Source organism: Pseudomonas fluorescens, assembly GCF_002022275.1.
Lineage (GTDB): Bacteria > Pseudomonadota > Gammaproteobacteria > Pseudomonadales > Pseudomonadaceae > Aquipseudomonas > Aquipseudomonas fluorescens_AJ.
Window position 1 is genome coordinate 199600 of record NZ_MSDF01000001.1, and the last position, 12286, is coordinate 211885.

General features: G+C 61.3%; 10 protein-coding genes. 1 reads left to right on the top strand and 9 read right to left on the bottom strand.

Features of this window, described 5'->3' with window-relative positions:
- Positions 1 to 224: 224 nt before the first annotated feature.
- From BFW87_RS00980 to leuC, 9 genes are all read right to left on the bottom strand, one after another.
- Positions 225 to 857, bottom strand: a complete 633-nt coding sequence (locus BFW87_RS00980; RefSeq protein WP_078738129.1) for a phosphoribosylanthranilate isomerase — start codon at positions 855 to 857, stop codon at positions 225 to 227.
- Between the two features lie 63 nt (positions 858 to 920).
- Positions 921 to 1745, bottom strand: coding sequence for a tRNA pseudouridine(38-40) synthase TruA (gene truA / locus BFW87_RS00985; RefSeq protein ID WP_078738130.1), 825 nt, complete (start codon positions 1743 to 1745; stop codon positions 921 to 923).
- 230 nt (positions 1746 to 1975) lie between these two features.
- Positions 1976 to 4543: a FimV/HubP family polar landmark protein gene (locus BFW87_RS00990; protein ID WP_078738131.1), complete on the bottom strand. Its 2568-nt coding sequence runs from the start codon at positions 4541 to 4543 to the stop codon at positions 1976 to 1978.
- A gap of 161 nt (positions 4544 to 4704) precedes the next feature.
- The gene (locus tag BFW87_RS00995) at positions 4705 to 5715 is read right to left on the bottom strand and encodes an aspartate-semialdehyde dehydrogenase (RefSeq protein ID WP_078738132.1); all 1011 of its coding nucleotides are present in this window, start codon (positions 5713 to 5715) and stop codon (positions 4705 to 4707) included.
- Between the two features lie 238 nt (positions 5716 to 5953).
- Positions 5954 to 7066, bottom strand: a complete 1113-nt coding sequence (gene asd / locus BFW87_RS01000) for an aspartate-semialdehyde dehydrogenase (RefSeq protein WP_078738133.1) — start codon at positions 7064 to 7066, stop codon at positions 5954 to 5956.
- A gap of 64 nt (positions 7067 to 7130) precedes the next feature.
- Entirely contained in the window at positions 7131 to 8213 is a 1083-nt protein-coding gene (gene leuB, locus BFW87_RS01005; protein ID WP_078738134.1) for a 3-isopropylmalate dehydrogenase, read from the bottom strand.
- 52 nt (positions 8214 to 8265) lie between these two features.
- The gene (locus BFW87_RS01010) at positions 8266 to 9030 is read right to left on the bottom strand and encodes a class I SAM-dependent methyltransferase (protein WP_078738135.1); all 765 of its coding nucleotides are present in this window, start codon (positions 9028 to 9030) and stop codon (positions 8266 to 8268) included.
- A 130-nt stretch (positions 9031 to 9160) separates the two neighbouring features.
- A complete protein-coding gene (gene leuD, locus BFW87_RS01015) occupies positions 9161 to 9805 on the bottom strand; it encodes a 3-isopropylmalate dehydratase small subunit (RefSeq protein WP_003234333.1) in 645 nt (214 codons plus the stop codon).
- A 10-nt stretch (positions 9806 to 9815) separates the two neighbouring features.
- On the bottom strand, positions 9816 to 11234 hold the full coding sequence (leuC, locus tag BFW87_RS01020) for a 3-isopropylmalate dehydratase large subunit (RefSeq protein WP_078738136.1): 1419 nt from the start codon (positions 11232 to 11234) through the stop codon (positions 9816 to 9818).
- A 145-nt stretch (positions 11235 to 11379) separates the two neighbouring features.
- Between leuC and BFW87_RS01025 the strand changes: the two genes are divergently transcribed.
- Entirely contained in the window at positions 11380 to 12270 is an 891-nt protein-coding gene (locus tag BFW87_RS01025; protein WP_078738137.1) for a LysR family transcriptional regulator, read from the top strand.
- Positions 12271 to 12286: the final 16 nt, after the last annotated feature.

Sequence of the window (12286 nt, forward strand, 5' to 3'; positions counted from 1 at the left end):
GTGGCTTGAACACAGCCCCGTGTATGCCCTTGAGCTAAATTCATATGTGGCGATGATGCATGCGGGACGGGGTCAGACGTTCGACCTGCCATTTCCCGCGCGCATCCTCAGCCTTCCAGACAACCTGCCAGCGCAGGGTTGCCACTTCATTTCCGGCCCGCCCACAAGCGGCGCCGGGCTGTTTTACACAGTGGTAGTTATGGACGGCGGCAGACTGCCAGCCGTCACATCCCGCCACTGCTGTTGCGCACGGCCCTCATGAATGCGCGAATCTTGCTGTGATCCTTGATGCCCTTGCCCTGCTCCACACCACCGCTGACATCCACGGCGTACGGCCGGACCTGCTCGATTGCCGCCCCGACATTCGCAGGGTTGAGCCCGCCCGCCAGGATGATCGGCTTGCTCAGGCCCTCGGGGATCAACGACCAGTCGAATGCTTCGCCGGTGCCGCCGGGTACGCCTTCAACATAGGTGTCCAGCAGAATCCCGCGAGCGCCTGTGTAGGAGGCGCATGCGGCAGCGATGTCATCCCCGGCCTTGACGCGCAACGCCTTGATATACGGGCGCTGATAGCTTTCGCACTCATCGGGGCTCTCGTCGCCGTGAAACTGCAGCATGTCCAACGGGACCGCATCCAGGGTTTCGTTCAGTTCGCAGCGGCTGGCGTTGACGAACAAGCCCACAGTGGTAACGAACGGCGGCAGCGCGGCGATGATCGCGCGCGCCTGCAACACATTCACCGCACGCGGGCTCTTGGCGTAAAACACGAAACCAATGGCATCCGCCCCCGCCTCGACTGCCGCCAGCGCGTCTTCTATGCGGGTAATCCCGCAAATCTTGCTGCGAACGGCTGGCATGTCGTGAAAACCTCAGGGTTGGACCGAGAAAGTCCCGGATGGTAACAAAAGCTATTCCGGGCGTCAGCCGCCAAGTTCGCTGAAACCTGTGAGGAAGTGTGGCCCGATGAAACGTTGTGGCAATTCGAACTCGTCGCGGTACTCCACGTCCACCAGGTACAGGCCGAACGGATGCGCCGTGACACCGCCGGTGCGCCGGATACGGCTTTCCAGCACTTCCTTCGCCCACTCAACCGGGCGCTCGCCGGTGCCGATGGTCATCAACACGCCCGCAATGTTGCGCACCATATGGTGCAGGAACGCCCCGGCGCGAATATCCAGCACGATCATCTTGCCGTGGCGGGTCACGCGCAGGTGGTGGACTTCCTTGATCGGCGACTTGGCCTGGCACTGGCCAGCCCGAAAGGCGCTGAAGTCATGCACACCGACCAAATGCTGCGCGGCCTCGGCCATGCGCTCGGCATCCAGCGGACGGTGGTTCCAGGTGATTTCCTCGTTGAGGTGCGCCGGGCGAATCTGATCGTTGTAGATCACATAGCGGTAACGCCGGGCGATGGCCTTGAAGCGCGCATGAAAATGCGCAGGCATGACCTTGGCCCAACTGACGCTGACGTCATGGGGCAAATTGATATTGGCGCCCATCACCCACGCCTTCATGGTGCGTTCGGCCTGGGTATCGAAATGCACCACCTGACCGCAGGCGTGTACACCGGCATCGGTGCGACCGGCACACATCAAGGAGACGGGCGAGGCGGCGACTTTGGACAGCGCCTTCTCGAGGGTTTCCTGCACTGTCAGCACGCCTGAGGCCTGGCGCTGCCAGCCGCGATAGCGCGAGCCTTTGTATTCCACGCCCAGGGCGATGCGGTAAAAGCCTGCGGCCGCCATTTCGGCGGCCGCGTTATCTATATTTGCCAAGAGCTGAGAGCCTGATGAGTTGCGCAAAGGCGGCCATTATAGGCGGCAAACCTGCACCAGGGCCATTTTGTGGAGCCCACTTCTGTGGGAACTGGCCTGTGTGGGAGCTGGCTTGCCTGCGATGGCATCACCCGGGTTCTACTGAAAGACCGAGTCGCCCGCATCGCAGGCAAGCCAGCTCCCACAGAAAAGCAAAACAGTCAGGCCAAGCGGCCAAGCATCTCCTTGGCCTCACTGCGCTGGCCGTCATCGCCTTCGGTCAGCACTTCGGAAAGGATATCCCGCGCACCGTCGGTATCACCCATGTCGATATACGCCTGGGCCAGATCCAGCTTGGTGGCGACCTCATCGGCGCCGGAGAGGAAGTCAAACTCCGGTTCATCACCGCCCAACGCCGCATCTTCAGCGGTGAACGTCGGCTCGATCGGTGGATGCTCCAGGCTCTGTGACAGACGATCCAGCTCGGCATTGACATCATCCAGTTCCGACGCAAAAGCGTCCGGCTTGGCCGAGGCCGGAGCCGCAGGCTCGTCGGCCAGCGACAGGTCGAAGTCTTCCGGCAGGTCAAAGTCGTCAGGCGTGGCAGGCGTGAGGGTCGGCGGCTCGACCGCCGGGGCACCCTTCATCTGCTCTTCAAGGCCGGAGAGGAAGTCGTCATCGGTCTGAGAAGTCGGGGCTTGCAGTTGCAAGTCGAGGTCGAAGTCAGACAGGTCATCCGGGCTGGCCTTGGCTTCGGTCTGCTGTTGCAGCACCGACTCAAAGCTCAGTTCGTCTTCCGGACTGACGACGGCAGGCGACGCGGCCTCCAGATCGTCCAGGCTCAGGTCAAAGTCAGAATCGAATGCCTCAGGCTCAGGCGCCGGGGCAGCCGGCTTGTCCTCCAGCAGATCCTTCACGTACTGAGCGTCCAGGGCCGCCGCCGCAACTGCGGCACTGACACCCGCGGCCAGCACAGCCATGGCCGGGAAACGGCTCTTCAGCTGCTCAACCTGGGCATGGTTCTCACCATTGGCCACCAGTTGACGCTCCTGAGTGACGAAACCGTCCTTGTCGCCTTGCAGGCCATACACTTCCAGCAACTTCAAACGCAGGTCGCTGCGCTTGGGTTCGTGCTTGATCGCCTGCTCCAGTACATCGGCCGCCTGGTTCAGATGACCACGGTCGATGTGGGACTGGGCCTGGGCCAATGCATCACTGGAATTTTGCGGGGCCACGGCAACGGCCAGAGGCGCAAGCACCGAAGCCACAGTCGGTGCCACCACTGGATCAACAACCGGCGCCGGGGCTGGCGCGGCAGCCAGCTTGACGTTCGGCGGCGGCACTTCCAGGCCTTCGAAGCTATCGGGTGGCAAATCGTGATCAACGTTCGCGGTGAATACCGGCTCTTCAGCCAGGGCCCGCGCCATCCGCAGGTGTTTTTCCTCTTCACGGCGGGCATTGCGATGGCGCGCCCACAGCAGCAGGAGCAACAGCACAATCAGGCCCGCAGCACCGCCGATAACACCGAGGACAATCGGGCTGGTCAGCAGGTCGTTGAATTTACCTTCCGTGCTGACAGGCGCGGCGTCCGGCTTGATCGGCTCGGGCGCTGGCGTTGCGGCGGCTGGCGTTGCGGCGGCTGGCGTCACCGCCGGCTCTGCGGGGGTGGCGGCAGGTTCACCGGCCAACTGAGCAGGCATTGCCGCCGTTGCAGGGCCACCCTTTTCAGCCTGCAGGCGAGCGAGTTGATCGTTTTTCAGCTGGATCAGCTTTTGCAGTTTGTCCAACTGGCTTTGCAGGTCCGCAGCACGGCTTTTCAGCTCTTCGTTGTCGCGACGCGTGGTGTCCAGTTGCTCCTGGGTCATCGCCAGCTTGTCGCTCAGCGCTCTGCTGTCACCCGCCTTGCCCTTCGCGCCTTTCTTGGCGGACTCGGCCGAGACCAGGCTCAGGTTGTCCTTGGCATTGGTCGTCGACGGCGCAGCGCCCGCCTCGGTGCGCTTGGTAGCGTCCAGTTGTGGCTTGCCCAGCGCTTGGTTGCTGGCCGTGCGACGCCCTTCACGCCAGGCGGCGTTTTGCGCGGTCACTTCAGCAATCGCCTGCGGCTGCGGCAGGCTGGTGGCCTGCACACGGTCTGGCAGGCGCAGGACCTGGCCGGTTTTTAAACGGTTGATATTGCCGTCGACAAAGGCATCCGGGTTGAGCGCCTGGATGGCCAGCATAGTCTGCTGAACCGACGCACCATGGCGATTCTTCTCGGCAATTTCCCACAAGGTATCGCGAGATGTCGTGGTGTGCTGGGCGGCCTTGCTGACAGCCGGGGCTGTAGTAGTCGGCGCACTCAAACGCGGCGCGGCGGCGGGTGCGTTGGCAGTCGGCGTTGCCTGCTCGAACTTGGCCGGGTCCAGCAACACGCTGTAGTCGCGCATCAGCCGACCATTGGGCCACTGCACCTGCAACAGGAAACGTACGTAGGAGTCGGGCAGCGGTTTGCTGGAGGTGACACGCACCACGCTGCGACCGCTGGGGTTGACCACCGGAGTGAACGTCAGGTCATTGAGAAACGCCTGGCGATCCACGCCTGCATCCACAAACGCCTGGTCGGACGCCAGGCTAGGCGTAATCTCGGAAGCGGTGAGGCCACCGACATCGAGCAATTCGATTTCCACCGACAAGGGCTGATTCAACTTCGACTTGAGGGTCATCTCCCCCAGCTGCAGCGCTTGCGCCATACCGGAGGACAGCGCCGAGGCGGCCGCTATTGCTAACACCAGTTTGCGAACTTGAACCATAGCCTCATCCTTTGTCTGAACACTCCCCGGCCTGCGAGAAGGTTGGTAATCGCTGCCATAAGGCATGGCGAGCCGATAGGTCACCGACGCGCAACTGTTCCTGCTGGGGCCAAGCATAGCGCTTGGTTAGAATCAATCTACAAATTGCCGCCAAGTATCTTTTACACAAGGCCTTTTATCAACAACTGAGCCAGTTGAACGGCGTTCAACGCGGCGCCTTTGCGTACGTTATCTGACGTCAGCCACAGATTTAGTTCCGCCGGGTCGTCCACCCCTGCGCGGACTCTTCCTACATAAACCACGTCCTGACCGACTGCATCGCCCACAGCGGTAGGGTAATCACCCTCCTCCACCCACTCGATGCCTGGCGCTGCGTCGAGTGCGCGGTTGACGGCGGCCAGATCAACCGGTGCGCCCAATTGCAGCGACACAGTCAGGCTATCGCCAAAAAACACCGGGGCTTGAACGCAGGTTGCGGAAATCTTCAGCAAAGGAGTTTCCAGCACCGCGCGCAATTCGTGTACGAGACGTTTCTCCAGGGCTGTATGACCTTTCGCGTCCGGCGTGCCGACTTGTGCCAACAGGTTGAAGGCCATCTGCCGGTCAAAGAACTTGGGCTCCAGCGGACGCACATTCAACAGCTCGGCAGTCTGACGGGCCAGTTCGCTGACGGCTTCACGGCCCTGCGCAGAAACAGCCAGGTTCGCGGTGACGCTGACGCGCTGGATATCCAGCAAACCGCGCAATGGCGCCAGGACCACCGCCAGGTTGGTGGCGGACGGGCTTGGGCTGCCGAGCTGGAAAGGGGCTTTCAGGCCTTTGAGAATGTGCGCGTTGGCTTCCGGGACCACTTGAGGTGCCTGATCCGCTGGCAGTGCGCCGGACAGATCGATCACTGAGCAGCCGGCGGCGATGGCACGCGGCGCGAAGCTCAGGGTTACCGCAGGGCCGGCGGCGAAAAAAGCCAACTGCGCTTTTTTGAAGTCGAACTCATCGACTTCCTTGACCCGCACGTTTTTGCCACGAAACGGTACCGATGCACCGGCAGAATTACTGCCCGCCAGCAGGTACAGGGTGCCTACCGGGAAATTCAGTTCTTCGAGGATCTGCACCAGGGTTTCGCCGACAGTGCCGGTAGCGCCGATCACGGCGATTTCAAAAGTCTGGGTCATGGTGGCTGCCTCGGACATTGCGGGGGGAGCGGCACTTTACCGGGTGGCCGGGGGTGAGGCAATTAACCAGGATTTTGTGGTGTGGCGGATGGCCCTATCGCAGGCAAGCCAGCTCCCACATTCGACTGGGTTCACCCTTCAAAATGTGGGAGCTGGCTTGCCTGCGATGTGGGACTCAAAGGCAATAAAAAACCCGCGCCTGTCACCAGCCGCGGGTTTTTCGTACAGTCTTAAGCGATCAACGCTCCAGCAAAATCCGCAGCATCCGACGCAACGGCTCGGCCGCGCCCCACAGCAGCTGGTCGCCAACGGTGAACGCGCCCAGATATTGAGTGCCCATGTTCAGCTTGCGCAGGCGGCCAACCGGCACATTCAGGGTGCCGGTGACCTTGGTTGGGCTCAGCTCCTGCATGCTGATATCACGGTTGTTCGGCACCAGCTTGACCCATGGGTTGTGCTGGCTGATCAACCCTTCGATATCGGCGATCGGCACATCTTTGTTCAACTTGATGGTCAGCGCCTGGCTGTGGCAGCGCATGGCGCCGATGCGCACGCAGATGCCATCCACCGGGATCGGGCTCTTGAAACGACCGAGGATCTTATTGGTTTCGGCCTGGGCCTTCCACTCTTCACGGCTCTGGCCGTTCGGCAGTTCTTTGTCGATCCACGGGATCAGGCTGCCGGCCAATGGCACGCCGAAGTTCTCGGTCGGGTACGCATCGCTGCGCATGGCTTCGGCCACACGGCGGTCGATGTCGAGGATCGCGCTGGCAGGGTCAGCCAGTTGATCGGCAACGGCCGCGTGGGTCGCACCCATTTGCTTGATCAGCTCGCGCATGTTCTGCGCGCCGGCACCGGAGGCGGCCTGATAGGTCATGGCGCTCATCCACTCGACCAAGCCGGCTTCGAACAGGCCGCCCAGGCCCATCAGCATCAGGCTGACGGTGCAGTTGCCACCGATGTAGTTCTTGGTCCCGGCATCCAGCTGCTGGTCGATGACCTTGCGGTTGACCGGGTCGAGAACGATGACCGCGTCATCCTGCATGCGCAGGCTGGAAGCGGCGTCGATCCAGTAACCCTGCCAGCCGGCTTCGCGCAGCTTGGGGAAGACTTCGCTGGTGTAGTCGCCACCCTGGCAGGTCAAAATCACGTCGAGGGTTTTCAGCTCTTCAATGCTGTAGGCATCCTTGAGCGCAGAGATATCCTTGCCCACGGACGGCCCTTGGCCACCAACGTTCGAAGTGGTGAAAAACACCGGCTCAATAAGATCGAAATCCTGCTCTTCCAGCATCCGCTGCATGAGCACGGAACCGACCATACCGCGCCATCCGATCAGACCTACACGTTTCATCGCAACTACACCTTGTTAAAAAGTGGGCCGCCTGCAGCAAACTTCTGCAAGGGGGCCCGAGAGATTACAGATTCCGCAGCGCGGCGACTACTGCGTCGCCCATTTCTTGCGTCCCAACCTTGGTGCAACCCTGTGACCAAATGTCACCGGTGCGCAAACCCTGGTCCAGAACCAGGCTGACAGCCTTCTCGATAGCGTCTGCCGCGTCGCTCAGGCTGAAGCTGTAACGCAGCATCATCGAAACCGACAAAATCGTCGCCAGCGGGTTGGCAATGCCCTGGCCCGCGATGTCCGGCGCCGAACCGTGGCACGGCTCGTACATGCCTTTGTTATTGGTGTCCAGGGACGCCGACGGCAGCATGCCGATGGAACCGGTGAGCATCGAGGCCTGGTCGGACAGGATGTCGCCGAACAGGTTGTCGGTAACGATCACGTCAAACTGCTTCGGCGCGCGCACAAGTTGCATGGCGGCGTTGTCGACGTACATGTGGCTCAGCTCAACGTCCGGGTAGTCCTTGGCGACTTCTTCGACGATTTCGCGCCACAGCTGGCTGGAGGCCAGTACGTTGGCCTTGTCGACCGAGCAGACCTTCTTGCCACGCACGCGGGCCATGTCGAAACCGACACGGGCGATACGGCGGATTTCACTCTCGCTGTACGGCAGGGTGTCGTAAGCCTGGCGTTCGCCATTCTCCAACTCGCGCACGCCACGTGGCGAGCCGAAGTAGATACCACCGGTCAGCTCGCGCACGATCAGGATATCCAGGCCCGCCACCACTTCCGGCTTCAGGCTCGACGCATCGGCCAGTTGCGGGTAGAGGATGGCCGGACGCAGGTTGCCGAACAGCCCCAGTTGCGCGCGGATCTTCAGCAGGCCGCGCTCAGGGCGGATGTCACGCTCGATCTTGTCCCATTTCGGGCCGCCCACGGCGCCCAGCAGCACGGCGTCGGCCGCACGGGCACGCTCCAGGGTTTCGTCAGCCAGCGGCACTCCGTGCTTGTCGATGGCTGCGCCGCCGATCACGTCGTGGTTCAGTTCGAAGCCCAGGCTGTACTTGGTGTTGGCCAATTCGAGGACTTTGACCGCTTCGGCCATGATTTCCGGACCAATACCGTCGCCAGGGAGAATCAGAATCTGCTTGCTCATGGGTTCCTCATTTCATCAAGCGACCCGCCCGTGGGCAGGTCGGGAAAATTAATCAGCGCTCGGCGAAGACCACCAGCACGTCGGTGCTGAAGGTGCCGTCGGCTTGAATCTCGTAATAATCACGCACTTCCTGGCCCATCGCCTGTTGCAGCTCAAGGATGGCGGCGCGCAGTACCTCGGGCGTGCGCATGCGCTCGACCCAGGAGGTGTATTCCAGGCGCAGGCGCTGGCGGCTGCTGTTGCGTACGTGCAAACCGGCTTCGCTGAGCTGACGCATCCACTCGCCAGCGGAGTAATCGCGCACGTGGCTGGTGTCGCGCAACACTTCAACGGTTTGCAGGTAAGTGTCCAACAGCGGGCTGCCCGGTGACAAGACGTCAACAAAGGCCGCCACACCACCCGGTTTCAGTACCCGGCGCACTTCGCGCAGGGCCACGCCGAGGTCACTCCAGTGGTGGGCCGAATAACGGCTGAACACGAAGTCGAACTCGCCGTCGGCGAACGGCAGGCGCTCGGCGGCGCCGTGGACAGTGCGGATGTTGCTCAGGTTACGGTCTGTTGCAGCCGCCGCGACGACGTCGAGCATCTGCTGGGACAGATCGTAAGCAACCACCTCTTTAAGCAGCGGCGCCACGTGGAAGCTGACATGACCGGCACCGCAACCCAAATCCAGCAGTCGTGCAGCGCCCTGCCCGGCCAGTTCGGCCTGGAGCAGCGCGAATTCGGTGCCTTGGGCGTGCACGGCACTGCTCAGGTAGGCAGAGGCTTGCTCGCCGAATTGTTTTTGCACGACTTGGGTGTGGGCGGTGTTGGTCATGGTGGCTTTCCTTGGGTTTTAGGGTGGCTGTACTGCCGCTATCGCAGGCAAGCCAGCTCCCACAGTTGGAATGCATTCCAATGTGGGAGCCGGGCTTGCCCGCGATGGGGCCCGCACGGCCTACCGCCAATCAGGCATCACGAAACAACCAAGGCTGGCTCGCCCGGTGCTTGGCCTCAAACGCTGCAATCGCATCACCGTCCTGCAACGTCAGGCCGATGTCGTCCAGGCCATTGATCAGGCAGTGCTTGCGGAAGGCATCCACTTCAAAGTGGTACACCTTGCCATCCGGACGGGTCACGGTTTGCGCGGCCAGGTCGACGGTCAGTTGGTAGCCCACATCGGCTTCCACTTGCTTGAACAGCTCATCCACTTCGGCATCGCTCAAGATGATCGGCAGCAAGCCGTTCTTGAAGCTGTTGTTGAAGAAGATGTCGGCGTAGCTCGGCGCGATGATGCTGCGAAAGCCATATTCTTCCAGGGCCCACGGCGCGTGTTCACGGCTGGAGCCGCAACCGAAGTTTTCCCGGGCCAGCAGCACGCTGGCGCCCTGGTAACGCTCGGCGTTGAGCACGAAGTCCTTGTTCAACGGGCGCTTGGAGTTGTCCTGGTAGGCGTAGCCCACGTCCAGGTAGCGCCACTCGTCGAACAGGTTCGGGCCGAAACCGGTGCGCTTGATCGATTTCAAGAACTGCTTGGGGATGATCTGGTCGGTGTCGACGTTGGCGCGATCCAAAGGGGCGACAAGGCCGGTGTGTTGGGTAAAAGCACGCATCGGGTATTCCTCAGATCAATTCGCGAACGTCGATGAAACGACCGTTGACGGCAGCGGCAGCGGCCATGGCCGGGCTGACCAGGTGAGTACGCCCACCGGCACCCTGACGCCCTTCGAAGTTACGGTTGGAGGTGGACGCGCAATGCTCGCCCGACTCCAAACGGTCCGGGTTCATGGCCAGGCACATCGAGCAGCCCGGCTCACGCCATTCAAAACCGGCTTCGAGGAAGATTTTGTCCAGGCCTTCGGCTTCGGCTTGCGCTTTGACCAGGCCCGAGCCCGGCACCACGATGGCTTGCTTGATGGTCGAGGCGACTTTGCGGCCCTTGGCGATCACCGCCGCAGCGCGCAGGTCTTCGATCCGCGAGTTGGTGCAGGAACCGATAAACACGCGGTCCAACTGGATGTCGGTGATCGCCTGATTGGCTTTCAAACCCATGTACTTCAAGGCGCGCTCGATGGAGCCGCGTTTGACCAGGTCGGCTTCCTTGGCCGGGTCCGGCACGTTCTGGTCAACAGCCAGGACCATTTCCGGCGAAGTGCCCCAGCTGACTTGCGGCTTGATCTGGGCGGCGTCGAGTTCAACCACGGTGTCGAACACGGCATCAGCGTCGGAGACCAGGTCTTTCCAGGCTTCTACGGCGGCGTCCCAATCGGCGCCAGCCGGAGCAAATGGACGGCCCTTGACGTATTCAACAGTCTTTTCGTCCGCCGCGACCATGCCCACGCGGGCACCGGCTTCGATGGACATGTTGCAGATGGTCATGCGGCCTTCTATGGAGAGGTCGCGAATCGCGCTCCCGGCAAACTCGATGGCATGGCCGTTACCGCCAGCGGTGCCGATCTTGCCGATCACGGCGAGCACGATGTCTTTGGCAGTGACGCCAAATGGCAATTTGCCTTCGACCGACACCAGCATGTTCTTCATTTTCTTGGCGACCAGACACTGGGTGGCGAACACATGTTCCACCTCCGAGGTGCCGATGCCATGGGCCAGGGCGCCGAATGCACCGTGGGTGGAGGTATGGGAGTCACCGCACACCACGGTCATGCCCGGCAAAGTGGCGCCCTGCTCCGGGCCGATCACGTGAACGATGCCTTGACGCACATCATTCATCTTGAATTCGGTGATGCCATATTCGTCGCAATAGTCGTCGAGAGTCTGCACTTGCAAACGCGACACGGTGTCGACGATGGCGTCGATGCCGCCCTTGCGCTCAGGGGTGGTCGGTACGTTGTGGTCCGGCGTGGCGATGATCGAATCGACGCGCCAAGGCTTGCGCCCGGCCAGTCGCAGGCCTTCGAACGCTTGGGGCGAGGTCACTTCATGGATGATGTGACGGTCGATATAGATCAGCGACGAGCCATCGTCGCGCCGTTTCACTTCATGGGAGTCCCAAAGCTTGTCGTAAAGCGTTTTGCCGGCCATCACGCGGTCCTCATCAGGTGTTTCTATGCCCCGGGTCTTGAGACATTCAATAACCCTTTGGCTTGTGAGGCTGATGGTATGGCGCTACATTAAATAACTCAAATTCATATTTTTTATGCTTTGGATTACCAACTGGAATACCACGATGGATCTGGCTAACCTCAACGCTTTTATTGCCATCGCCGAGACCGGCAGTTTCTCCGGCGCAGGCGAACGGCTGCACCTCACGCAACCGGCCATCAGCAAACGCATCGCCGGGCTGGAGCAGCAATTAAAGGTGCGATTGTTTGATCGTCTGGGCCGTGAAGTCGGCCTGACTGAGGCCGGTCGCGCTTTGTTGCCACGCGCCTATCAGATTCTCAACGTGCTCGACGACACCCGCCGCGCGCTGACCAACCTGACCGGCGAAGTCAGCGGTCGGCTGACATTGGCCACCAGCCACCATATCGGCCTGCACCGCCTGCCACCGATCCTGCGTACCTTTACCCGCGAATACCCAGACGTGGCGCTGGATATTCAGTTCCTCGATTCAGAAGTAGCCTACGAAGAAATCCTCCATGGCCGTGCAGAAGTGGCCGTGATCACTCTAGCGCCCGACCCTCATCATCTTGTGCGCGCCACACCCGTGTGGGACGACCCGCTGGATTTCGTGGTGGCCCCGGAGCATAGCCTCACCGGCAACGGCACGGTCAACCTGGCCGACATCGCCGGCCACCCGGCGGTGTTTCCCGGCGGCAACACCTTTACCCACCATATTGTCAGCAAACTGTTCGAGGCCCAGGGCCTGACGCCGAACATCGCGATGAGCACTAACTACCTGGAAACTATCAAGATGATGGTGTCGATTGGCCTGGCGTGGAGCGTATTACCGCGCACCATGCTCGATGATCAGGTAGCAAGTATCGCTTTGCCGGGCATACAGCTCAGTCGCCAGCTAGGCTATATCGTGCACACAGAAAGGACGCTGTCGAACGCTGCGCGGGCTTTCATGAGCCTGTTGGATGCACAGGTCGATCTGCCAGGGATACCGGCATGAAGCTGTGCGGCCTCAG

Excerpts from the sequence above, each read along its gene's own strand:
- BFW87_RS00980 (WP_078738129.1), bottom strand. The coding sequence starts at position 857 with ATGCCAGCCGTTCGCAGCAAGATTTGCGGGATTACCCGCATAGAAGAC.
- truA (WP_078738130.1), bottom strand. The coding sequence starts at position 1,745 with ATGGCGGCCGCAGGCTTTTACCGCATCGCCCTGGGCGTGGAATACAAA.
- leuB (WP_078738134.1), bottom strand. The coding sequence starts at position 8,213 with ATGAGCAAGCAGATTCTGATTCTCCCTGGCGACGGTATTGGTCCGGAA.
- BFW87_RS00990 (WP_078738131.1), bottom strand. The coding sequence starts at position 4,543 with ATGGTTCAAGTTCGCAAACTGGTGTTAGCAATAGCGGCCGCCTCGGCG.
- BFW87_RS01025 (WP_078738137.1), top strand. The coding sequence starts at position 11,380 with ATGGATCTGGCTAACCTCAACGCTTTTATTGCCATCGCCGAGACCGGC.
- leuC (WP_078738136.1), bottom strand. The coding sequence starts at position 11,234 with ATGGCCGGCAAAACGCTTTACGACAAGCTTTGGGACTCCCATGAAGTG.
- leuD (WP_003234333.1), bottom strand. The coding sequence starts at position 9,805 with ATGCGTGCTTTTACCCAACACACCGGCCTTGTCGCCCCTTTGGATCGC.
- BFW87_RS00995 (WP_078738132.1), bottom strand. The coding sequence starts at position 5,715 with ATGACCCAGACTTTTGAAATCGCCGTGATCGGCGCTACCGGCACTGTC.
- BFW87_RS01010 (WP_078738135.1), bottom strand. The coding sequence starts at position 9,030 with ATGACCAACACCGCCCACACCCAAGTCGTGCAAAAACAATTCGGCGAG.
- asd (WP_078738133.1), bottom strand. The coding sequence starts at position 7,066 with ATGAAACGTGTAGGTCTGATCGGATGGCGCGGTATGGTCGGTTCCGTG.